The organism is Pseudomonas sp. GW823-FHT04A03 (genome assembly GCF_058796615.1).
Genome location: NZ_JBXAIV010000013.1, coordinates 1 through 23,242, shown reverse-complemented (window position 1 = coordinate 23,242; position 23,242 = coordinate 1). Strand labels below are relative to the sequence as shown.

Below are 23,242 nucleotides of genomic sequence, written 5' to 3'. Positions count from 1 at the left end.
GACGTCGCGACGCGTCTATACAAGCGCTCCGACGAAAGGTAATTCGAAGTGCCATCAGCGGCCGCGAATGCCCTGCTCCGAAGCGTGTGAGCAAATCGGTAGCACTTGTGGGAACTGGCCTGCGCGCGATTGTCCGACAGTGTCACCGCAGGCACGGGTGACGGACGGTAGCGCCTGCGAATCAGGCGCTGGAGGTGGGAAAGACTCTTATCTGATAGCGACGCGCCAAAAGGTGGCGCGTTTTGATTCCGGTGTGCACTTAACGCGCAGTTTTGACTGGTCTGGCCTCATCGCTGGCAAGCCAGCTCCCCCAGTTTTTGCGAACGCCGCAAATCCAGTGTGGGAGCCAGCCTGCTGGCGATAGGAGGCGACTGGGTATCAGCATTCAACCGCGCTGACCGCCAACCCGCCCCGCGAAGTCTCTTTATATTTGTCATGCATGTCGGCGCCGGTATCACGCATGGTGCGGATCACCCGGTCCAGCGAAATAAAGTGCTGACCATCGCCGCGCAAGGCCATCTGCGCCGCGTTGATCGCCTTCACCGCCGCAATCGCATTGCGCTCGATGCACGGCACTTGCACCAGGCCACCCACCGGATCGCACGTCAGGCCAAGGTTGTGTTCCAGGCCGATTTCCGCCGCGTTGCACAACTGCTCGGGGCTTGCGCCAAGTATTTCCGCCAGCCCTGCCGCCGCCATCGCACAAGCCGAACCGACTTCACCCTGACAGCCGACTTCAGCGCCGGAGATCGAGGCGTTCTTCTTGCACAAAATTCCCACCGCCGCCGCCCCGAGGAAGTAGTCGACCACGTTGGCGTCGGTCACCGCCTCGCTGAATTTCATGAAGTAATGCAGCACCGCCGGAATGATCCCCGCCGCGCCATTGGTAGGCGCTGTGACCATGCGTCCGCCGGCGGCGTTTTCCTCGTTCACCGCGAGGGCGAACAGGTTGACCCACTCCATGGCGCTGAGGGTCGAACCGATCACGTTGGGCTTGTTCAGTTCCTGAAGACTGCGGTGCAACTTCGCCGCGCGGCGGCGCACGTTGAGGCCACCGGGCAGGATGCCTTCGTGCTTGAGGCCCTGCTCGACGCAATCCTGCATCGCCCGCCAGAGTTTCATCAGGCCGGCGCGGATTTCCTCTTCGCTGCGCCAGACCTTCTCGTTGGCCATCATCAATTCGGCCACGCGCAGGTTGTGGGTCTTGCACAGTTCCAGCAGCTCCACCGCGCTGGAAAAATCGTAAGGCAACTCGGTGCGATCCAGATCCACCACGCCGCTGGAGGCCTGTGCCTCGTCCACCACAAAACCGCCGCCGACCGAATAGTAGGTGTCGCGATGAAGCTCGCCGTGATCGCCTTCGGCAACCAGGGTCATGGCGTTGGGATGGAACGGCAGGTTCTCGTCGATCAGGCGCATGTCGCGGCCCCATATAAAGGGCACCGAAAAACGACCGTCGAGCAACAGCGTGTGGGTTTCACGCAGAGCCTGGATCCGCGGGCCGATCTGCGACGGGTCGATCGCGTCCGGCCACTCGCCCATCAGGCCCATGATCACCGCGTTGTCGCTGCCGTGACCGACACCGGTGGCCGACAGCGAACCGAACAACTGCACCTCGATGCGACGCACCTGCTCCAGCAGGTGTTTGTCGCGCAACGACTCGACGAACAGGGCGGCGGCGCGCATGGGCCCGACGGTGTGGGAACTGGAAGGGCCAATGCCGATTTTGAACAGGTCGAAAACGCTGATAGCCATTGCTGCAGAGCTCCTGAGAGTGCCGGTCCGGGGCGTGAACCGCCCGCTGGCGGAGCTGCTACGCTCAAGCTGCGATCCGCCGGAATGCCCGCATCATCGGGCTTTTCCCGGGTCGCTCGGCGTCTGACACCGACGCACTCATGCCCACTAACGCCGTGCCGGTTTCAGCCCGTGTTTTCGCCGTTTTTATGCGGTTCAGATGGCCAGACAGGGCAGAAAAAAGCTGTAAACGACGTCACTGACACTGGATGCGACCATCCCTGTACTGGATACGACGCACCCTGTAGGCGTCAGATTTTCACTGGTACATGATCGTATCGACTCGATTGCAAGGCGCTGCGGTAGAGCTGTCTCCAGAACGCCATCCAACCGCAACCCATAAGTGCGGTGGTCCAATCGGAACACTGCCAAAAAAAACACCAAGGAGTCCATTCATGAAAGGTTCCCCGTCGTTGTTGTTGGCCGCCATGCTGAGTCTGCCGTTACTGGCTCAAGCCGCAGAACCGGCGCAGTGCAGTACCGTGAACTTCTCCGATGTCGGCTGGACCGACATTACCGCAACAACCGCCACCACCTCCGTCGTGCTTCAGGCCCTCGGCTACAAGACCAAGACCACCATGATTTCCGTACCGGTGACCTACAAGTCGCTGGCCGACGGCAAGAACATGGACGTGTTCCTCGGCAACTGGATGCCGACCATGGAAAACGACATCAAGGCCTACCGCGACGCCGGCACCGTGGAAACCGTGCGCACCAACCTCAAGGGTGCCAAATACACCCTCGCCGTTCCGCAAGCCTTGTATGACAAGGGTCTGCACGACTTCGCCGACATCGCCAAATTCAAGAAAGAACTCGACGGCAAGATCTACGGGATCGAGCCGGGCAACGACGGCAACCGCCTGATCCAGAGCATGATCGACAAGGACGCTTTCGGCCTGAAGACCGCCGGCTTCAAGGTCGTCGAGTCCAGCGAAGCGGGCATGCTGTCGCAGGTCGACCGCGCACAGAAACGCGACACCGCCGTGGTGTTCCTCGGCTGGGCGCCGCACCCGATGAACAAGCGCTTCAAGATTCAGTACCTGACCGGTGGTGACGATTTCTTCGGCCCGGATTTCGGCGCCGCCACCGTGGCGACCAACACCCGCAAGGGCTACGCCGAGGAATGCAGCAACGTTGGCCAACTGCTGAAAAACCTGGAGTTCACCGTCGACATGGAAAGCGAACTGATGGGCAACATCCTGGACGACAAGATGAAGCCTGACGTGGCCGCCAAGGCCTGGCTGAAAAAGAATCCACAGGTGCTCGATACCTGGCTCGCTGGCGTGACCACCATTGACGGTAAACCAGGCCTGGAGGCCGTGAAAGCCAAACTCCAGTAATCGCTTATGCCGGACGGCTCACGCCGTCCGGGCTGTTTATTTCCTTGCATGCGGACGTTCACTACCATGCTGATTGATCAGAAAATCCCTTTAGGCCAGTACATCGCGGGCTTCGTTGAATGGTTGACGCAACACGGCGCCAACACCTTCGACGCAATCGCCGTGACCCTGGAAACGATGATCCACGGCGTGACGTTTGCGCTGACCTGGTTCAACCCGCTGGTGCTGATCGGCCTCATCGCCCTGCTGGCCCACTTCATTCAACGCAAATGGGGCCTGACCGCCTTCGTGGTCGCCTCCTTCCTGCTGATCCTCAACCTGGGGTACTGGCAGGAAACCATGGAAACCCTCGCCCAGGTCATGTTCGCGACCCTGGTCTGCGTGGTCATCGGCGTGCCGCTGGGCATCGTCGCCGCGCACAAACCGATGTTCTACACTTTGATGAGGCCGGTACTCGATCTGATGCAGACCGTACCGACCTTCGTTTACCTCATTCCTACCCTGACCCTCTTCGGGCTGGGTGTGGTACCGGGCCTGATCTCGACGGTGGTGTTCGCCATCGCCGCGCCGATCCGCCTGACCTACCTGGGCATCCGCGATGTCCCGCAAGAACTGATGGACGCCGGCAAGGCCTTCGGCTGCTCGCGTCGCCAACTGCTTTCACGGATCGAACTGCCTCACGCCATGCCGAGCATCGCGGCCGGCATCACCCAGTGCATCATGCTGTCGCTGTCGATGGTGGTGATCGCGGCACTGGTGGGCGCCGACGGACTCGGCAAACCGGTGGTCAACGCACTGAACACTGCTGATATCGCCCTGGGCTTCGAAGCGGGCCTGGCGATCGTACTGCTGGCGATCATGCTCGACCGTATCTGCAAACAACCCGACGCCAAAGTAGGGGGTGACGCATGAGCATAATTCGCTTCGAAAACGTTGACGTGATCTTCACCAGGGATCCGCGCGAAGCACTCAAACTTCTCGATCAAGGCCTGACCCGCAGTGAGATCCTGAAAAAGACCGGGCAGATCGTCGGCGTTGAAAAGGCCAGCCTGGACATCAACAAAGGCGAGATCTGCGTGCTGATGGGCCTGTCCGGCTCCGGCAAGTCGAGCCTGCTGCGCTGCATCAACGGCCTCAACACCGTGAGCCGCGGCAAGCTGTTCGTCGAACACGAAGGCAAGCAGATCGACATCGCCTCCTGCACCCCGGCAGAGCTGAAAATGATGCGCACCAAACGCATCGCCATGGTGTTCCAGAAGTTCGCTCTGATGCCTTGGCTGACGGTGCGCGAGAACATCAGTTTCGGTCTGGAAATGCAGGGTCGCCCGGAGAAGGAACGGCGCAAGCTGGTCGATGAAAAACTCGAACTGGTGGGCCTGACCCAATGGCGCAACAAGAAGCCCGACGAGCTGTCCGGCGGCATGCAGCAGCGTGTCGGCCTGGCCCGCGCGCTGGCGATGGACGCTGACATTCTACTGATGGACGAACCGTTCTCGGCCCTCGACCCGCTGATCCGTCAGGGCCTGCAGGATGAACTGCTGGAACTGCAACGCAAGCTGAGCAAGACCATCGTGTTCGTGAGCCACGACCTCGACGAGGCACTGAAACTCGGCAGCCGAATCGCGATCATGAAAGACGGCCGGATCATCCAGTACAGCGTGCCGGAAGAGATCGTGCTCAACCCGGCGGACGATTACGTGCGCACCTTCGTCGCCCACACCAACCCGCTGAACGTGCTGTGCGGTCGCAGCCTGATGCGCACCCTGGACAACTGCAAACGCATCAACGGTTCGGTGTGCCTGGATCCGGGCGGCGATTCGTGGCTGGACCTGGCCGAAGGCAACACCATCAAGGGTGCGCGGCAGAACGGTTCGGTGCTGAACCTGCAGAACTGGGCACCGGGGCAAGCCGTGGAAGGGCTGGAGCGCAAACCGACGCTGGTGGACTCGAACATCGGCATGCGCGACGCGTTGCAGATCCGTTACCAGACCGGCAACAAACTGGTGCTGCACGACAACAACCATGTGGTGGGGATTCTTGGGGACAGCGAGCTGTATCACGCGCTGCTCGGCAAGAACCTGGGATAAAGAGAGCAGACACAAAAACGCCGCGAGAGGATCGCGGCGTTTTTGTTTTCATCAATCCCACGCATCCCGTGGGATTGATCACTTCACAACTCAGCTATAGACCCGGCCAAGGAGCTGCCGATGGCTTTCAAACTGATCGAGCACATCGCGCGTGATCTGATCCTGTGTGAAGCCCATCAGGTCGTAGTCCTGGCTGCCGTTGTGCAGGTACACCTCGGCGCGGTAGAAACGCTGACGCGCTTCATCGGACTGGACCGACTCGCTCGGGGTCGCCAGATAGCCGTCCAGGCTCACTTCGTAGACAAAAGGGTTGCCCTCTTCCATCTCGACCCGCACACCCATGCAGCGCTTGGACTTGCCCAGCAGCGTCTGCACTTCCAGGCCCTGTGCACGCATCTGCGCAGCGGCATCTTCCAGCGCCGGGCTGACGTGCTTGTCCATGAAGCGCTGAACCACCGACTGGCTCGGTTGCAGATCCAGCTGGGTCAGGCGCTCGCTGAAACCACGACGACCGCGTTCAGCCAGTTGCGCCTGCTCCTGTTCGATCTGCATGTCCTGGCGCATCGCCTTGTGCAGACCGAACATGAAGCACACCAGCACCACCGAGAACGGCAGACCGGCCAGCACCACCATGGTCTGCATGGCTTCGAAGTTACCGGCGAACAGCAGGCCGATGGTCACCAGCGTGATCACGACCGACCAGAAGATCCGCAGCCAGTGCGGGGCGTCTTCGTCGACGTTGCCGCCCTTGCAGGACAGGTTCGCCATCATCACCGCGCCGGAGTCGGCCGGGGTCAGGAACAGCACGAAGCCCACGAAGATCGACACACCGATGACGACTTTCGACGCCGGGTAGTGTTCCAGCAACTGATAGATCGCCATCGACGGCTGTTCCAGCGCCGTCTTGCCGAGTTCCACCGCGCCCTGGTTCATCACCAGATCCAGCGCCGAGTTACCGAAGATCGACAGCCACGCCAGGGTGAAACCCAGCGGGATCAGCAGCACGCCAGCCACCAGTTCACGCACGGTACGACCACGGGAAATACGCGCGATGAACATGCCGACAAATGGGGCCCAGGAAATCCACCATGCCCAATAGAACAGAGTCCACAGGCCCAGCCAGCGGTCGGACTTCTCGCTGTCGCCTTCATAGACGTACAGGTCGAAAGTCTTCAGCACCACGCCGTTGAGGTAGTCGCCGATGTTTTGCACGAAGCCGTTGAGCAGGTGCAGGGTCGGACCGAACAGCAGGACGAAAATCAGCAGGCCGCTGAACAGGATGATGTTGAGGTTGGACAGACGACGGATGCCGTTTTCCACGCCGGACACGGCAGCGATGGTCGCCACGGTGCTCATCACGATGATCACGATCAGCAGGTTGGTGTTGCTGTGTTCCATGCCGAACAGGTTTTCCAGGCCCGAGGACACTTGCAGCGAGCCGATCCCCAGGTTGGTCACCAGACCCAGCAGGGTCACGAACATGCCGAAGCCGTCCACCGCATGACCGGCAGCGCCCTTGACCCAACGCTCGCCCACCAGCGGGTACAGCGCCGAACGCAGCGCCAGCGGCTGGTTATGACGGTATGCGAAATAGGCCACGGCCAGACCGACCAGCGCGTAGATCGCCCAGCCGTGCAGGCCCCAGTGCAGGAAAGTCAGCTGAACAGCCTGACGTGCCGCCATGTTGGTAGCGGACGCGCCTTCCGGCGGATTGAAGTAGTGATCCAGCGGCTCGGAAGCGCCGAAGTACAGCAGCGAAATACCGATACCCGACGAGAACAGCATCCCGGCCCAGGCGCCGTAGCTGAAATCCGGGGTGTCGTCCTTGCTACCCAGTTTGAGTTTGCCGTAGGAGGAAAACGCCAGGCCCACCACGAAAACCAGGTAAGCGGCGATCACCACCATGTAGTACCAGCCGAAGCTGCGGGACAACCAGGCCTGAGCCACTCCCAACAATCTGCCGGCCTCTTGCGGGGCGATGATCAGAATGGCGGTCAACAACAGAATCAGCGCGGTAGAGGTGTAGAACACCCAACCGTTGACCGTCACCTTCTCGGGCGGGGTCTTTATAAGCGAGGCAGAACTCATGGCACAAATGCTCCAGGCAGTGCGAGAGAAGAACACAAGGCAACACGGAACCCGACCAATCGGTTAGTTGGCAGCCGACCGGCGGGTGATATAAAGACACCCCGAAAAAAGCCCGAACCTGCAGAGATGGCATCGCGAATCGCCGTCGTGGCCGAGGCATGGACGTTCATCCGAAACCTGGCCTTGAGCGTCTTGCCCATTCAACACGTCCATCGAACGTCGAACCGCGCCTTGCCCCGCGCAGGTTTCGAGCATTTTCGGATGTCGGTTTATCGCCACTTACACGTAGGAAAAATCTGTAGGCAGCGACGATTTGTCGCAGATCTTATTCTTTGTTGATTGAACGTTCAATCAAAACAAAATAGACTGGCCCTCAATCCGATAGGCGTCATTCGCCCGTCGGAAGGCCTAAGGAGATGTGCAAGATGCCCAAGGTCGGTATGCAACCCATCCGCCGCCAACAACTGATCGAAGCCACTTTGCAGGCGGTTGATCAGGTCGGAATGGGGGACGCCAGCATTGCGCTGATCGCCCGTTTGGCCGGTGTCTCGAATGGCATCATCAGTCACTATTTTCAGGACAAGAATGGCCTGATCGCCGCCACGATGCGGTATCTGATGAGCGTCCTCAGCGAGAACGTCACCGCGCGCCGTCAGGCGCTGGCAGACAGCAGCCCCCGGGCGCATCTGCAGGTGATCATCGAAGGCAACTTCGACGCCAGCCAGGTCAATGGCCCGGCAATGAAAACCTGGCTGGCCTTCTGGGCCACCAGCATGCACCAGCCGTCTTTGCACAGGTTGCAGCGGATCAACGATCACCGTCTGTATTCCAACCTGTGCTGCGAGTTCCGCCGTGTGTTGCCGCTCGAAGATGCGCGCACCGCCGCCCGTGGACTGGCAGCTCTGATCGACGGCTTGTGGTTGCGCGGCGCGCTGTCGGGAGACGCTTTCGACACTGCGCAGGCGCAACAGATCGCTTACGAATACATGGATTTCCAATTGGCCAAGCAGGTGAGCTAGAGCACAGAGAAAACGCTCGGCCCCTGAACTGTCACCGACCAGTGATGCCACAGCTACATGGCTCACCCGGTGATCAACGCCAACCACTAATGCACTTGCGAGGACACTATGGCCCGTTTCGAACTGCAAAAACTCTACATCGATGGCGCGTACTCCGACGCCGGCAGCGATGCCACCTTCGAAGCCATCAACCCGGCTAACGGTGAAGTCCTCGCACAAGTGCAACGTGCGACCAAGGAAGACGTCGAGCGTGCTGTGGTCAGCGCCGAAAAGGGCCAGAAAATCTGGGCCGCGATGACCGCCATGGAGCGTTCGCGCATCCTGCGTCGCGCCGTCGACATCCTGCGCGAGCGCAACGATGAACTGGCTGCCCTGGAAACCCTGGACACCGGTAAAGCCTTCTCCGAAACCAAGTACGTCGATATCGTCACCGGCGCCGACGTGCTGGAATACTACGCAGGCCTGGTACCCGCCATCGAAGGCGAGCAGATCCCGCTGCGTGACACCGCATTCGTCTACACCCGTCGCGAGCCGCTGGGCGTTGTCGCCGGTATCGGCGCGTGGAACTACCCGATCCAGATCGCCCTGTGGAAATCTGCTCCAGCTTTGGCGGCCGGTAACGCGATGATCTTCAAGCCAAGCGAAGTCACCTCGCTGACCACCCTGAAACTGGCCGAGATCTACACCGAAGCCGGCGTTCCGAACGGCGTGTTCAACGTCCTGACCGGCAGCGGCCGTGAAGTCGGCACCTGGCTGACCGAGCACCCGCGTATCGAGAAGATCTCCTTCACCGGCGGCACCGACACCGGCAAGAAGGTAATGGCCAGCGCTTCGGCTTCGTCGCTCAAAGACGTGACCATGGAACTGGGCGGCAAGTCCCCGCTGATCATCTGCGACGACGCCGACCTGGATCGCGCCGCCGACACCGCCATGATGGCCAACTTCTACAGCTCCGGTCAGGTCTGCACCAATGGCACTCGCGTGTTCGTGCCGAGCCACCTGAAAGCCGCTTTCGAAGCCAAGATCGTCGAGCGTGTTGCGCGCATCCGTGTTGGCAACCCGGAAGACGAAAACACCAACTTCGGCCCTCTGGTCAGCTTCCCGCACATGGAAAGCGTGCTGGGCTACATCGCCAAGGGTAAAGAAGAAGGCGCCCGCGTTCTGTGCGGCGGCGAACGTCTGACCGACGGCGAATTCGCCAAAGGCGCGTTCGTGGCACCGACCGTGTTCACCGACTGCACCGACGACATGACCATCGTCCGTGAAGAGATCTTCGGCCCGGTGATGGCGATCCTGACCTACGAAACCGAAGAAGAAGTGATCCGTCGTGCCAACGACACCGACTTCGGCCTGGCCGCCGGTATCGTCACCCGCGACCTGAACCGCGCCCACCGCGTGATTCATCAACTGGAAGCCGGTATCTGCTGGATCAACGCCTGGGGCGAGTCCGACGCAAAAATGCCGGTTGGCGGTTACAAGCAGTCGGGCGTCGGCCGTGAGAACGGCATCAGCTCGCTGAACAACTTCACTCGCATCAAATCGGTACAGGTCGAGCTGGGCGATTACGTCTCGGTGTTCTAAGACCCGCCACTGTGCGCTGCCCGCGAAGCCGCCTTCGCGGGCAAGCCCGCTCCCACAAGGGAAGCGCTGGCTGTCTGACCTGACCAACTTCAAAGAGGGTGCATTCAATGTCCCAAGAATTCGATTACATCATCGTCGGTGCCGGCTCTGCCGGTAACACCCTGGCGACCCGTCTGACTGAAGACGAAGGCGTCACCGTCCTGCTGCTCGAAGCCGGTGGCCCGGACTACCGTTTCGACTTCCGCACGCAAATGCCGGCAGCCCTGGCATTCCCGCTGCAAGGCCGTCGCTACAACTGGGCGTACGAAACCGATCCAGAGCCACACATGGACGGTCGTCGCATGGAATGCGGTCGCGGCAAGGGCCTCGGCGGTTCCTCGCTGATCAACGGCATGTGCTACATCCGTGGCAACGCGATGGACTACGACGGCTGGGCGAAACTGCCAGGCCTGGAAGACTGGACCTACCTCGACTGCCTGCCGTACTTCCGCAAAGCGGAAACCCGCGACATCGGCCCGAACGACTACCACGGTGGCGAAGGCCCGGTCAGCGTGACCACGCCGAAAGCGGGCAACAACCCGCTGTTCCACGCCATGGTTGAAGCCGGCGTGCAAGCCGGTTACCCGCGCACCGAAGATCTGAACGGCTACCAGCAGGAAGGCTTCGGCCCGATGGACCGCACCGTGACGCCGAAAGGCCGTCGGGCTTCCACCGCCCGTGGTTACCTGGACGTGGCCAAGAAGCGTTCGACCCTGACCATCGTCACTCACGCCCTGACCGACAAGGTTCTGTTCGAAGGCAAGCGTGCCGTTGGCGTGCGTTACCTGGTCGGCGCCGCTGAAGAACGCGTCGAAGCCCGCGCCCGCAAAGAAGTCATCGTCTGCTCCGGCGCGATCGCTTCGCCGCAACTGCTGCAACGCTCCGGCGTCGGCCCGGCAAAACTGCTGGAAAGCCTCGACATCCCGGTCGTTCACGATCTGCCGGGCGTCGGCGAAAACCTGCAGGATCACCTTGAGCTGTACCTGCAATTCGCTTGCACCCAACCGGTTTCGCTGTACCCGTCGCTGCTCTGGTACAACCAGCCGGCCATTGGTGCCGAGTGGCTGTTCAACGGCACCGGCATCGGCGCCAGCAACCAGTTCGAAGCCGGCGGTTTCATCCGTACTCGCGAAGAGTTCGAATGGCCGAACATTCAGTACCACTTCCTGCCGGTCGCGATTAACTACAACGGCAGCAACGGTGTGAAAGAGCACGGCTTCCAGGCGCACATGGGTTCCATGCGTTCGCCGAGCCGCGGTCGCATCCAGGTCAAATCCAAGGATCCGCGCCAGCACCCGAGCATCCTGTTCAACTACATGGCCACCGAGCAGGACTGGCAGGAATTCCGCGACGGCATCCGCCTGACCCGTGAAATCATGCAACAACCTGCACTGGACGCCTTCCGTGGCCGCGAAATCAGCCCGGGCATCGAAGTACAAACCGATGAGCAGCTGGACAAGTTCATCCGCGAGCACGCCGAAACCGCGTTCCACCCGTCCTGCTCGTGCAAGATGGGCACCGACGACATGGCCGTAGTGGATGGCGAAGGCCGCGTGCATGGCATGCAGGGGCTGCGTGTTGTCGATGCCTCGATCATGCCGATCATCACCACCGGCAACCTGAACGCACCGACGATCATGATGGCCGAGAAAATCGCCGACAAGATCCGTGGCCGTCAGCCGCTGCCGCGCAGCAAGGCGCCGTACTACGTCGCTGGCGATGCGCCGGTGAAAGGCAAGGCACTGCGTGATGTGAGTGCTGTTGCTCAGTAATTCAGCTACACCGCATCAAGGCTAATCGCGAGCAGGCTCGCTCCCACATTTGGAATGCATTTCAACTGTGGGAGCGAGCTTGCTCGCGATGGGGCCCTCACATTCAGCACAAATCCCTCTGCTTCAAGTAAATCCCCCTACACCCCCTCTTCACTTGATCCTACCCCCTCGCAGGCCTACTCTAGTCCTCGCCCAATCGTTTCACCCCCTCCCCGCCGAATCCGCTTCGCCGTTTCTCCCATAACAAGGAGGTTTCCCTGATGTTCGATTTCCACCCCCAGCTCAAGCAGCGCTTCGCTGCCTTGCGCACGGGCGCCGAGTTTTTTTCCTTGCGGTATGTGCGCGAGTCCGGCCAGTACCTGTCGGTGCGCAAGAACGTCGCCGAGCCGCCGAGCCTGAGCCGCGACGAAGGCGCGATGCTCACCGTTCGCGTCAACGGCGTCGAAGCCTACGCCGCGACCAATGACCTGTCGCAACAAGGACTGCAAGCCGCCATCGAGCGTGCCGAACAACAGGCCCGGCGAATCAAACCGCACGCCCTGCTCGACCTGAGCCAGCAGCCGGTGTCCAGCGACCGCGCCGATTACTTTTCACCCAATCTCGAACAACCCTTTCCGTCCCTGAGCGAATGCTTCGAGCTGCTCGGCGCGGAATCCGCCTCGGTGCCAAAGGATGAGCGCCTGGTGAATTGGGAAGTGAGCATCGGCATCACCCACGTCGAACAGATCTACCTGAGCAGCGCCGGCGCCGAATTGCGACAGGCTCAACGCTTCGTCTACCCGGGCCTCGACGTCACCGCCTACGACGGCAACGACAGCCAGACCCGCAGCCTCGGCCGCGAGAACTTCGGCCAGCAGGGCGGCGCCGACGTGATCAGCCGCTGCGGCTTGATCGGCGCCGGCCCGCAAGTCGCCGATCAGGCGCTGCAATTGCTGCTCGCGCCGAACACACCGCAAGGCCCGCGCGACCTGCTGCTGATGCCCGACCAGATGATGCTGCAGATCCACGAATCCATCGGCCACCCGCTGGAACTGGACCGGATCCTCGGCGACGAGCGCAACTACGCTGGCACCAGCTTCGTCAAAGCTTCGGATTTCGGCAGCCTGCAGTACGGCTCGAAACTGCTCAACGTGACGTTCGATCCGGGCATTCCCGAAGAGCTGGCGAGTTACGGTCACGATGACGACGGTTCCAAGGCCAGCAAGCAATTTTTGATTCACGAAGGCCTTTTGGTGCGGCCGTTGGGCGGTGCCCTGTCTCAGTTCCGCGCGGGCCTGGACGGCGTCGCCAACAGCCGCGCCTGCGGCTGGAACCGCCCACCAATCGACCGCATGGCCAACCTCAACATCGAGCCGGGTGACCAGCCGCTGGAGCAACTGATCGGCGGCATCGAAAACGGCATTCTGATGAGCACCAACCGCTCATGGTCGATCGACGATGCCCGCAACAAATTCCAGTTCGGCTGCGAATGGGGCCAGTTGATCGAAAACGGCGAACTCAAGGGTGTGGTGAAAAACCCGAACTACCGGGGCATTTCCGCGCACTTCTGGAAGAGCCTGCGCGCCGTCGGCAACGCCGGCACCACCCAGGTGCTGGGCACGCCGAACTGCGGCAAGGGCGAACCGAACCAGGTGATCCGCGTCGGCCATGCGTCGCCGGCCTGCGTGTTCAGCAATGTTGATGTGTTTGGGGGAGACGCCTGATGAGTATTTCCAAGAACCCGTCCGAGGCGTTCAAGGTGCTGGTCAACTGGCTGCGCGATGCCGTGCGCGAGCCGGAACAGTTCACCCTGAGTTACGACGCCGAATCGTCGGCCTTCGTCCGTTTCAACCACGCCAAGGTGCGTCAGGCCGGGCAAGTACAACAAGCTGGTATCGGTCTGAAACTGATCGATGACGGTCGCCATGCCGACCTGCACATCACCCTGTCCGGTGAGCAGGCCACCGACTTGCAACGTCTCGCCGAAGGTTTGCAGCAACTGCGCGAAACCCTGCCGCTGCTGCCGCAGGATCCGTACCTGTTGCTCAACCACAACGGCTGGCAGAGCAAGAACGTGCAGGAACATCCGCTGCCGGACACCGAACAAGTGGTGGCTGAAATCGCCCAAGCGGCCGAAGGTCTGGATCTGGTCGGCTTCTACGCCGCCGGTCCGATCAGCCGTGGTTTTGCCAGTTCTTCCGGTGCGTTCGGCTGGCATCAGGCCAACAGCTTCAACTTCGACTTCAGCCTGTTCCACGAGAACGGCGAAGCGGTGAAGGCCAGCTACGCCGGGCATGACTGGAACAGCGAAGGCTTCGCCAAACGCATCCAGCAGGCCCGCGAACAACTTGAGTTTCTCGGTCGCCCGCTGCGCACGTTGCCACCTGGCCAATACCGCGCCTACCTGGCACCGGCAGCCCTGGAAGAAATCATGGGCATGCTGTGCTGGGGCGGTTTCTCGGCGCAGTCGATTGCCAGCAAGAGCAGCCCGCTGCAGAAGCTGTATGCCGGCGATCAGGCGTTCAGTCCGCTGGTGTCCCTCGACGAGAAAGTCAGCGATTCGCTGAGCCCGGCGTTCTCCGGCGAAGGCTATCCGCGCAGCGATCTGCGGTTGATCATCGAAGGCAAAGCGGGTGATCAGTTGGTGGGTTCGCGCAGTGCTGCCGAATACGGTCTGACGGCCAACGGTGCCGGCGGTGGCGAATCGCCGAGCGCGCTGAACATGGGTGCAGGTGATTTGCCGCAGGCGGAGATCCTCAAGCAGTTGGGCACCGGCCTGTACATCAGCAACCTGTGGTACCTGAACTTCTCCGATCAACCGGCGGCGCGACTGACCGGCATGACCCGGTTTGCCACGTTCTGGGTTGAAAACGGCGAGATTCAGGCGCCGGTCAGTACCATGCGTTTCGACGACAGCGCCTACAGCCTGCTGGGTTCGCAACTGGAAGCGTTGACTGCCGAGCGGGAGTTGCTGCTGTCGGCGAGCACCTACAGCCAGCGCAATACCTCTTCGGCGCTGCTGCCGGGCGCGCTGGTGAGCCGATTGACCCTGACCCTGTGACACCTTGTGGGAGCGAGCTTGCTCGCGAAGAGGCCATTTCATTCAACATTGATGTCGACTGATTTACCGCTTTCGCGAGCAAGCTCGCTCCCACATTGACCGAGTTCGACCATGGATATGCATTAACCCCAATCACCAGAGGTTCCATGCCCAACCGCCCGCCTCTCGACGCCATCACCGCCCGCTGGTTGCCGTGGGTCGTCGCCATCGCTTTCTTCATGCAGTCCCTCGACGGGACCATCCTCAACACCGCCCTGCCGGCCATGGCCAGGGATCTGGCCGAAGACCCGCTGCGCATGCAGGGCGTGATCATCGCCTACATGCTCACCGTGGCCCTGCTGATTCCGGCCTCGGGCTGGATCGCCGACCGCTTCGGCACCAAGAAAATCTTCTTCGGCGCAATCCTGCTGTTCAGCCTCGGCTCCCTGCTCTGCGCCTTGTCGAGCAGCCTGAGCATGCTGATCGGCGCGCGCGTGATCCAGGGCCTCGGCGGTGCGCTGATGCTGCCGGTCGGACGATTGGTGGTGCTGCGCGCCTACCCGCGTTCGGAACTGGTGCGGATCATGGGTTTCATCACCATTCCCGGCCTGCTCGGCCCGCTGATTGGCCCGACCATGGGCGGCTGGATGGTCGAATACCTGACGTGGCACTGGATCTTCCTGATCAACCTGCCGGTCGGCGTCATCGGTTGCTACGCGGTGTGGAAATTCATCCCCGACCTGCGCGGCACCGAGCGCACGCGTTTCGATAGCCTCGGTTTCCTGCTGTTCGGCGCGGCGATGGTGCTGATCACCATCGCCATGGAAGGCCTCGGCGAACTGCACCTGCCGCACCTGCGAGTGATGCTGTTGCTGTTCGGCGGCATGGCGTGTCTGGCGGCGTACTGGTTGCGCGCCGGGCACATTGAAAACCCGCTGTTCGCGCCGTCGCTGTTCAAGACCCGCACCTTCGCGGTCGGCATTCTCGGCAACCTGTTCGCCCGGCTGGGCAGCGGCGCCCTGCCGTTTCTGGTGCCGTTGCTGCTGCAAGTGGCGCTGGGTTATTCACCGTCCCAGGCCGGGATGAGCATGCTGCCGCTGGCCGCTGCCGCAATGGTCGCCAAGTGGGGCGCACGGCCGCTGATCGAGCGCTTGGGCTATCGCATCGTGCTGACCGGCAATACGCTGTTTCTGGGGATCATGCTGGCAAGCATGGGCCTGGTCAGCGAGCAGACGCCGTACTGGCTGCTGCTGTGCCTGCTGGCGATTCTCGGCGCGATCAACTCGCTGCAATTCACCGCAATGAACACCGTGACCCTGATCGACCTCGACGACGCCAGCGCCAGCAGCGGCAACAGTTTGCTGTCGGTGGTGGCGCAGTTGTCGCTGAGCCTTGGCGTGGCGTGCGCCGGTGCGCTGCTCGGCGGCTTTACGGCAGAAATCGGCAATGACGGCGTTGAGACCGTGTTGGGCGCGTTTCAGCTCACGTTCGTGACCGTTGGGATCATGGCGATGCTCGCTGCGACGATCTTTTCGCAGCTCTCGAAGAATGACGGGCGGCGTGTCAGACGTCCGGAAGAACACATCGAGTCTTAGGGCTAATGGCCACTGGACTGGTACACTGCGCGACATTTTGTTTTGCAGGCCAGTCCCGTGACCACCATCGCCACCGCTTTTAATACTTTGCCGCTGTCCGCCGCCATGCTGGCTAACCTCGACTCCCTCGGTTATGCCCAGATGACGCCGATCCAGGCGCAGAGCTTGCCGGTGATCCTCAAGGGGATGGACCTGATCGCCCAGGCCAAGACCGGCAGCGGCAAGACTGCCGCGTTCGGCATCGGCCTGCTGAACCCGATCAATCCGCGCTACTTCGGTTGCCAGGCACTGGTGATTTGCCCGACCCGCGAGCTGGCCGACCAGGTCGCCAAGGAAATCCGTCGCCTGGCCCGTGCCGAAGACAACATCAAGGTCCTGACCCTGTGCGGCGGCGTGTCCTTCGGCCCGCAGATCGGCTCGCTGGAGCACGGCGCGCACATCATTGTCGGCACTCCGGGCCGCATCCAGCAGCACCTGCGCAAAGGTTCGCTGGTTCTCGACGGCCTCAACACGCTGATCCTCGACGAAGCCGACCGCATGCTCGACATGGGTTTCTACGACGCGATCGAAGACATCATCGAGCAGACCCCGTCCCGCCGTCAGACCCTGCTGTTCTCGGCGACCTACCCGGTGGGCATCAAGCAACTGGCGTCGAAGTTCATGCGCGATCCGCAAACGGTCAAGGCCGAAGCGTTTCACGACGACACCCAGATCGAACAGCGCTTCTACGAAATTTCTCCGGAAGAGCGCATGAGTGCGGTGACCAAGGTCCTGCACCACTTCCGCCCGGCCTCCACCGTGGCGTTCTGCTTCACCAAGCAGCAAGTGCAGGAAACCGTCGATCATCTGACCTCCAAAGGCATTTCCGCCGTCGGCCTGCACGGCGACCTGGAACAGCGTGACCGCGATCAGGTGCTGGCGATGTTCGCCAACCGCAGTACTTCGGTACTCGTTGCCACTGACGTTGCAGCCCGTGGTCTGGACATCGACTCGCTGGACATGGTGATCAACGTCGAACTGGCCCGCGACTCGGAAATCCACATTCACCGTGTTGGCCGTACCGGTCGTGCCGGCGAGAAAGGCATCGCGGTCAGCCTGGTGGCGCCGTCGGAAGCGCACCGCGCGCAAGCCATCGAACAACTGCAGAAAACCCCGCTGAACTGGGATCAGGTGGACAACCTCAAGTCCCAGGGCGGTGCTCCGCTGCAACCGCCGATGAGCACGCTGTGCATTGGTGGCGGTCGTAAAGACAAAGTACGTCCGGGCGATATTCTCGGCGCACTGACCGGTGAAGCCGGCATTCCGGGCGCCCAGGTCGGCAAGATCGCGATCTTCGATTTCCAGTCCTATGTGGCTGTTGAACGCACCGTGGTCATGCAGGCGCTGCAGCGTTTGAACAACGGCAAGATCAAGGGCCGTTCGCTGCGCGTTCGCGTTTTGTAAGCGATCTACCATCCAAAGTAGATCCCTGTGGGAGCGAGCTTGCTCCGGGCGGCGATCCGACGATTGCAATCTGTCAGTTGATATCTTTGTGACTGACACACCGCTATCGCGAGCAAGCTCGCTCCCACATTGGTTTCCGGTGAATTTGAATTTAGTGTGAGGACACCGTTTTGCGCTCTACCGAAGTCGTGATCATTGGCGCTGGCGCCGCAGGGTTGATGTGTGCACTGACCGCCGCCGGGCGCGGGCGTCAGGTGATGCTGCTCGACCACGCGAACAAGGCTGGCAAGAAAATCCTGATGTCCGGCGGTGGGCGCTGCAACTTCACCAACATGTACACCGAACCGAGCAATTTTCTTTCGCAGAATGCGCACTTCTGCAAATCCGCGCTGGCCCGCTACACCCAGTGGGATTTCATCGGCATGGTCGCCAAGCACGGCGTGCCGTATCACGAGAAAAAACTCGGCCAGCTGTTCTGCGATAAAAAATCCAGCGACATCCTCGGCATGCTGCTGGACGAGTGCGATCAGGTCGGCGTCAATCTGCACCTGGACACCTCGATCCAGACCATCGAGAAGGTCGAAGGCGGTTACCTGCTCGACACTACCCTCGGCCAGATCCAGTGCCAGTCGCTGGTGATCGCCACTGGCGGTCTGTCGATCCCGACCCTCGGCGCCACCGGTTTCGGTTATCAGGTCGCCAAGCAGTTCGGCCACGACCTGCTGCCAACACGCGCCGGTCTGGTGCCGTTCACCATCACCGATCAGCTCAAGGATTTGTGCACCGAGCTGTCCGGCACCTCGGTGGATTGTCTGGTCAGCTGCAACGATCAGAGCTTTCGCGAGAACATCCTGTTCACTCACCGCGGCCTCAGTGGCCCGGCGATTCTGCAGATTTCTTCGTTCTGGGAGCCAGGCGACACGGTCGAGATCAACCTGCTACCCGATCACGACGCCGCGAGCTGGCTGCAACAGCAAACCGCCGAGCGTCCGAACAGCGAACTGAAAACCCTGCTCGGCGAGATCTTCACCAAGAAGATGGCCAACCTGCTGGCGGACAACTGGTTCGTCTCCAAACCGATGAAGCAGTACACCCACGCCGAACTGGCGGACATCGCCGAGAAGCTGGGCAGCTGGAAAGTCGTCCCGGCCGGCACCGAAGGCTACCGCACCGCCGAAGTGACGCTGGGCGGCGTCGACACCCGAGAAGTCTCCTCCAAGACCATGGAATCACTGAAAAGCCCGGGCCTCTACTTCGTTGGTGAAGTGCTGGATGTCACCGGGCATCTGGGCGGATTCAACTTCCAGTGGGCGTGGGCCTCTGGATACGCTGCCGCGCAGTACGTCTGATCCAAAGCCATATACAAAACCCTGTGGGAGCGAGCTTGCTCGCGAATGCAATCTGTCAGTCGACACATATGTTGAATGGCATACCGCATTCGTCGGATCGCCGCCCGGAGCAAGCTCGCTCCCACAGTGGTATGCGGTGCATGAAAGGAACACTTTTTGCTGTCAGATGTGATCGGCGCCATTGCGTCGGCGTCATTACTGGCTCAATTTAGCGGCATCGCCTCGGAAGGCCTTCGCACTTCATGTCCTCGACCTCGTTTCGTCAGTCTTTGCGGCGCCTGTGGGCGCTGGATAAATTCAGCTACAGCGTGCGGGTGTTCATCGCCCTGACCGGCAGCATGGCGCTGTGCTGGTATCAGGATGAAATGGGGCTGCTGATCCCGTTGTTCCTCGGGATCATCGCCAGCGCCCTGGCCGAGACCGACGACAGCTGGCAGGGCCGCCTCAATGCACTGGCGGTGACGCTGGTGTGTTTCAGCGTTGCGGCGCTGTCCGTGGAATTGCTCTTCCCCTACCCCATCGTTTTCGTCATCGCTTTGGCACTGGCCAGTTTCGGCCTGACCATGCTCGGCGCGCTCGGCGAACGTTATGGCGCGATTGCTTCGGCGACGCTGATTCTTTCCGTCTACACCATGATCGGTGTGGATCAGCGCGGTGGCGCGGTCACGGACTTCTGGCATGAGCCGATGCTGCTGGTGGCCGGCGCTGCGTGGTACGGCCTGCTGTCGGTGCTGTGGCAGGCGATGTTTTCCAATCAGCCGGTGCAGCAGAGTCTGGCGCGGCTGTTTCGCGAACTCGGCTATTACCTGAAGCTGAAATCCTCGCTGTTCGAGCCGATCCGTCAGATGGACGTCGAAGCGCGGCGACTGGAACTGGCCCAGCAAAACGGCCGGGTCGTCGCAGCCCTGAACAGCGCCAAAGAAATCATCCTGCACCGGGTCGGCAACGGTCGGCCCGGCTCGAAAGTCAGCCGTTACCTGAAGCTGTACTTCCTGGCGCAAGACATTCACGAACGCGCCAGCTCTTCGCACTACCCCTACAACGCCTTGGCCGATGCGTTTTTCCACAGCGATGTCTTGTTCCGCTGCCAACGCCTGCTGCGCCAGCAAGGCAAGGCCTGTCGGGCGCTGGCCGAATCGATCCAGATGCGCCAGCCGTTCATCTACGACGCGAGTTTCGCCGAAGCCCTGAGCGACCTGCACGCTTCCCTCGAACACCTGCGCATCCAGAGCAACCCGGCCTGGCGCGGACTGCTCCGTTCGTTGCGCGCACTGGCGGCCAACCTCGGCACCCTCGACCGTTTGCTCAGCGACGCCAGCAACCCCGACGCCCTGGCCGATGCAACCGACAGCAGCCTGCTCGACCGCTCGCCGCGCAATTTCAAAGACGTGTGGATTCGTCTGCGCACGCAGCTGACGCCGACCTCGCTGCTGTTCCGCCACGCCCTGCGTTTGCCGCTGGCGTTGAGCATCGGCTACGGAATGGTGCACCTGATTCACCCGTCGCAAGGCTACTGGATCATTCTCACCACGCTGTTCGTCTGCCAGCCGAACTACGGCGCCACCCGGCGCAAACTCGGTCAGCGGATTTTCGGCACCGCGATCGGCCTGACGATTGCCTGGGCGCTGTTCGATCTGTTCCCGAATCCGCTGGTGCAGTCGTGCTTCGCTATCGCCGCCGGCGTGGTGTTCTTTACCAACCGCACCACCCGCTACACCGTTGCCACCGCCGCGATCACGATCATGGTGCTGTTCTGCTTCAACCAGGTCGGTGATGGTTATGGTCTGTTTGTGCCGAGGTTGTTCGATACCTTGCTCGGCAGCCTGATTGCGGGGCTTGCGGTGTTCCTGTTCCTGCCGGACTGGCAGGGTCGGCGCCTGAACAAAGTGCTGGCCAACACCCTCACCTGCAACAGCATTTACTTGCGTCAGATCATGCAGCAATACGCCGCCGGCAAGAGCGACGACCTCGCCTATCGCCTGGCCCGGCGCAACGCGCACAACGCCGACGCAGCGCTATCCACGACGCTGGCGAACATGCTGATGGAGCCGGGGCATTTCCGGAAGGAAGCCGACGTGGGCTTCCGCTTCCTGGTGCTGTCGCACACCTTGCTCAGCTATCTGTCAGGGCTAGGCGCACACCGGGAAACCCAGCTGCCGGCCGAGGTACGCGAACACCTGATCGACGGCGCCGGGGTGAGTCTGGCGGCGAGCATTGATGAAATCGCCCAAGGTCTGGCGAGCAAACAGCCGATCGCCATTCAAAGCGATGAGGAAGAGGCGCTGGCCAATGAGCTTGAGCAGATGCCGGACGAAATCGACGAAGGCCAGCGGCTGGTGCAGACGCAACTGGCTTTGATCTGCCGTCAGCTCGGCCCGTTGCGCACGCTGGCGGCGCACCTGATCAAAGACACATCCGAAGATTGAGCCGCCTCACATCCCGTGCTGCCTGAGCAACTTGTCATAGCTGCCATCGGCCTTCATCGACGCAATCGCCTTGTCGAACCCGGCCACGATCTGTTCGTGCTGCGGGTTCTTCAGGCTGACCAGAATATGCAGGCTGTTCTCGCTCAGCGGCTTGGGCAGAAACTCCACCGCGTTGCGCACTTTCGGTGATTCCCGGGCCAGGTAATAGCGGGCGACGTATTCGTCTTCCAGGGTCAGCTTGACCCGGTCCGCCGCCAGCATGCGCACGGCCATGGCGAAGTTATGCACAGGGACTTTCTGCAACGCGGTGTCGGCATCGAACGGCGCCGAATAGGCATAGCCGCGCACTACCGCAATCGGATAGGTGTGCAGTTCCTGCAGGTTGTTGTATTCGATGGGCGCGTCTTTGCGCTTGAGAAAACGCACGCGATTGAGCAGGTACTCGGCAGAAAACTGCCCCAGCTTCGTGCGCTCGTCGTTGTACCAGGCGTTGACCAGCACGTCGTAACGTCCTTCGCCAACCCCCATCAACGCCCGCGCCCACGGCACTTGCTCGTAACCGCTGGCATAACCGGCACGGGCCAGGGCCGTGCTGACGATATCAGTCGCCAGCCCACCGTTGACCAGCGTGTCATCGGTAAAGGGCGGCCAGACGTCGAACACCAGACGCAATTTCTCCGCTGCAGCGCTTTGACCCAGCAACAGCAATCCGATCAAAGCAAAGGCTCGATGCAATCGCGGCATGCTTGAAAATCCTTAGCGGGCGGGCCGCCCGGCGTGTTTTCAGTCAAAACCCCAAGGCCCCTTACCGGCGAATCCCAGGCCCTAACATTAGCTCATTGAAGCCATTGCACAGCGCTTCCCAGCAGATTACACAAAGTACGGCGGGCCGCGATATTGGAATGATGGCATTTTGGCCTTTGTCACAGATTTCTCAGCCATACAGACATATTTCGGCGCTGCGCTTAGTATCGGGCGACGTAGTTCAAGGAATCGGAAGATGACAATCGAGTGGGTCTGCAAACATCACAGCGATCTGGGACTGGAGCAGCTGTACGCCATTTTGAAATTGCGCTCGGAAGTGTTCGTGGTCGAACAGCGCTGCGCGTACCTGGATCCGGACGGTCAGGATCTGGACGGTGACACCTGCCATTTGATGGGCTGGGACGGTGATCAGCTGGTGGCGTACCTGCGCCTGCTGGATCCGGAATCCCAGGGTGGCGACGTGGTGATCGGCCGCGTGCTGACCGCGCCGGCCGGGCGTGGCAAAGGGTTGGGGCATGAAATGATGAAGCAGGCGCTGAAACAGGCCGAGAGGCGTTGGCCTGAAGTGCCGATCTACCTGTCGGCCCAGGCGCATTTGCAGGGGTATTACGGGCGGTATGGGTTTGTGGTGGCGGGTGAGGAATATCTCGAGGATGACATTCCGCATATTGGTATGCGGCGGTCTTGAGCTGTCGCTTGGCTGATGATCGCGGCCCTCACCCTAACCCTCTCCCGGAGGGAGAGGGGACTGACCGAGTTGTTGTTTCGAATTACATCGACCTGAACTACCGGGCCGAACTCAGGCCTTGAAAAGCATGGAGATCGGCTCCCTTTCCCCCTCGCCCCGTGGGGAGAGGGCTGGGGTGGGTAAAGACCGGGTACATCCTTTACGTTTGAGACCGGGGACATGGTTTACAGGTATCAA

General features: G+C 61.2%; 16 protein-coding genes. 13 read left to right on the top strand and 3 right to left on the bottom strand.

The annotated features are described in order from the left end of the window. Positions 1 to 378: 378 nt before the first annotated feature. A complete protein-coding gene (locus AC1Q9F_RS24740) occupies positions 379 to 1,755 on the bottom strand; it encodes an L-serine ammonia-lyase (protein WP_492621130.1) in 1,377 nt (458 codons plus the stop codon). 434 nt (positions 1,756 to 2,189) lie between these two features. On the opposite strand from AC1Q9F_RS24740, the gene AC1Q9F_RS24735 reads away from it, so the two are divergent. From AC1Q9F_RS24735 to choV, 3 genes are all read left to right on the top strand, one after another. Continuing rightward, on the top strand, positions 2,190 to 3,134 hold the full coding sequence (locus tag AC1Q9F_RS24735; protein WP_492621129.1) for a choline ABC transporter substrate-binding protein: 945 nt from the start codon (positions 2,190 to 2,192) through the stop codon (positions 3,132 to 3,134). A 66-nt stretch (positions 3,135 to 3,200) separates the two neighbouring features. After that, positions 3,201 to 4,046, top strand: coding sequence for a choline ABC transporter permease subunit (gene choW, locus AC1Q9F_RS24730; protein ID WP_007959749.1), 846 nt, complete (start codon positions 3,201 to 3,203; stop codon positions 4,044 to 4,046). Next, positions 4,043 to 5,221, top strand: a complete 1,179-nt coding sequence (gene choV / locus AC1Q9F_RS24725) for a choline ABC transporter ATP-binding protein (protein WP_492621128.1) — start codon at positions 4,043 to 4,045, stop codon at positions 5,219 to 5,221. Before choW ends, choV begins: the two co-directional genes overlap by 4 nt. A 90-nt stretch (positions 5,222 to 5,311) precedes the next feature. Here the strand turns inward: choV and AC1Q9F_RS24720 are convergent, their stop codons facing one another. After that, positions 5,312 to 7,252, bottom strand: coding sequence for a BCCT family transporter (locus AC1Q9F_RS24720; RefSeq protein WP_492621193.1), 1,941 nt, complete (start codon positions 7,250 to 7,252; stop codon positions 5,312 to 5,314). 482 nt (positions 7,253 to 7,734) lie between these two features. Here AC1Q9F_RS24720 and betI point away from each other — a divergent pair, with 482 nt between their 5' ends. The 9 genes from betI (at position 7,735) to yccS (ending at position 21,552) form a co-directional block, all read left to right on the top strand. Then, positions 7,735 to 8,328, top strand: a complete 594-nt coding sequence (gene betI / locus AC1Q9F_RS24715; RefSeq protein WP_011336305.1) for a transcriptional regulator BetI — start codon at positions 7,735 to 7,737, stop codon at positions 8,326 to 8,328. Between the two features lie 108 nt (positions 8,329 to 8,436). Then, a complete protein-coding gene (gene betB, locus AC1Q9F_RS24710) occupies positions 8,437 to 9,909 on the top strand; it encodes a betaine-aldehyde dehydrogenase (protein WP_007959741.1) in 1,473 nt (490 codons plus the stop codon). A 107-nt stretch (positions 9,910 to 10,016) separates the two neighbouring features. After that, a complete protein-coding gene (gene betA / locus AC1Q9F_RS24705; protein WP_492621127.1) occupies positions 10,017 to 11,720 on the top strand; it encodes a choline dehydrogenase in 1,704 nt (567 codons plus the stop codon). 260 nt (positions 11,721 to 11,980) lie between these two features. Next, the gene (locus tag AC1Q9F_RS24700; RefSeq protein ID WP_492621126.1) at positions 11,981 to 13,423 is read left to right on the top strand and encodes a TldD/PmbA family protein; all 1,443 of its coding nucleotides are present in this window, start codon (positions 11,981 to 11,983) and stop codon (positions 13,421 to 13,423) included. Then, the gene (locus tag AC1Q9F_RS24695; RefSeq protein WP_492621125.1) at positions 13,423 to 14,760 is read left to right on the top strand and encodes a TldD/PmbA family protein; all 1,338 of its coding nucleotides are present in this window, start codon (positions 13,423 to 13,425) and stop codon (positions 14,758 to 14,760) included. Before AC1Q9F_RS24700 ends, AC1Q9F_RS24695 begins: the two co-directional genes overlap by 1 nt. Before the next feature lie 146 nt (positions 14,761 to 14,906). Continuing rightward, a complete protein-coding gene (gene mdtD, locus AC1Q9F_RS24690) occupies positions 14,907 to 16,334 on the top strand; it encodes a multidrug transporter subunit MdtD (protein WP_007959733.1) in 1,428 nt (475 codons plus the stop codon). Between the two features lie 57 nt (positions 16,335 to 16,391). Next, positions 16,392 to 17,777: an ATP-dependent RNA helicase DbpA gene (gene dbpA / locus AC1Q9F_RS24685; RefSeq protein WP_207984186.1), complete on the top strand. Its 1,386-nt coding sequence runs from the start codon at positions 16,392 to 16,394 to the stop codon at positions 17,775 to 17,777. Positions 17,778 to 17,947: 170 nt separating this feature from the next. Then, the gene (locus AC1Q9F_RS24680) at positions 17,948 to 19,126 is read left to right on the top strand and encodes a BaiN/RdsA family NAD(P)/FAD-dependent oxidoreductase (protein ID WP_492621124.1); all 1,179 of its coding nucleotides are present in this window, start codon (positions 17,948 to 17,950) and stop codon (positions 19,124 to 19,126) included. A gap of 242 nt (positions 19,127 to 19,368) precedes the next feature. Beyond that, a complete protein-coding gene (gene yccS, locus AC1Q9F_RS24675) occupies positions 19,369 to 21,552 on the top strand; it encodes a YccS family putative transporter (protein ID WP_221535730.1) in 2,184 nt (727 codons plus the stop codon). Positions 21,553 to 21,558: 6 nt separating this feature from the next. On the opposite strand, the gene AC1Q9F_RS24670 is transcribed toward yccS, so the two are convergent. Continuing rightward, entirely contained in the window at positions 21,559 to 22,296 is a 738-nt protein-coding gene (locus AC1Q9F_RS24670; RefSeq protein ID WP_064380188.1) for a substrate-binding periplasmic protein, read from the bottom strand. Between the two features lie 256 nt (positions 22,297 to 22,552). On the opposite strand from AC1Q9F_RS24670, the gene AC1Q9F_RS24665 reads away from it, so the two are divergent. Next, entirely contained in the window at positions 22,553 to 23,005 is a 453-nt protein-coding gene (locus AC1Q9F_RS24665) for a GNAT family N-acetyltransferase (RefSeq protein ID WP_492621123.1), read from the top strand. Positions 23,006 to 23,242 lie beyond the last annotated feature (237 nt).

What these genes read in the sequence shown, in the direction of transcription:
- AC1Q9F_RS24740 (WP_492621130.1), bottom strand. Translation starts at nt 1,755, where the DNA reads ATGGCTATCAGCGTTTTCGACCTGTTCAAAATCGGCATTGGCCCTTCC.
- AC1Q9F_RS24735 (WP_492621129.1), top strand. Translation starts at nt 2,190, where the DNA reads ATGAAAGGTTCCCCGTCGTTGTTGTTGGCCGCCATGCTGAGTCTGCCG.
- choW (WP_007959749.1), top strand. Translation starts at nt 3,201, where the DNA reads ATGCTGATTGATCAGAAAATCCCTTTAGGCCAGTACATCGCGGGCTTC.
- choV (WP_492621128.1), top strand. Translation starts at nt 4,043, where the DNA reads ATGAGCATAATTCGCTTCGAAAACGTTGACGTGATCTTCACCAGGGAT.
- betI (WP_011336305.1), top strand. Translation starts at nt 7,735, where the DNA reads ATGCCCAAGGTCGGTATGCAACCCATCCGCCGCCAACAACTGATCGAA.
- betB (WP_007959741.1), top strand. Translation starts at nt 8,437, where the DNA reads ATGGCCCGTTTCGAACTGCAAAAACTCTACATCGATGGCGCGTACTCC.
- betA (WP_492621127.1), top strand. Translation starts at nt 10,017, where the DNA reads ATGTCCCAAGAATTCGATTACATCATCGTCGGTGCCGGCTCTGCCGGT.
- AC1Q9F_RS24700 (WP_492621126.1), top strand. Translation starts at nt 11,981, where the DNA reads ATGTTCGATTTCCACCCCCAGCTCAAGCAGCGCTTCGCTGCCTTGCGC.
- AC1Q9F_RS24695 (WP_492621125.1), top strand. Translation starts at nt 13,423, where the DNA reads ATGAGTATTTCCAAGAACCCGTCCGAGGCGTTCAAGGTGCTGGTCAAC.
- mdtD (WP_007959733.1), top strand. Translation starts at nt 14,907, where the DNA reads ATGCCCAACCGCCCGCCTCTCGACGCCATCACCGCCCGCTGGTTGCCG.
- yccS (WP_221535730.1), top strand. Translation starts at nt 19,369, where the DNA reads ATGTCCTCGACCTCGTTTCGTCAGTCTTTGCGGCGCCTGTGGGCGCTG.
- AC1Q9F_RS24670 (WP_064380188.1), bottom strand. Translation starts at nt 22,296, where the DNA reads ATGCCGCGATTGCATCGAGCCTTTGCTTTGATCGGATTGCTGTTGCTG.
- AC1Q9F_RS24665 (WP_492621123.1), top strand. Translation starts at nt 22,553, where the DNA reads ATGACAATCGAGTGGGTCTGCAAACATCACAGCGATCTGGGACTGGAG.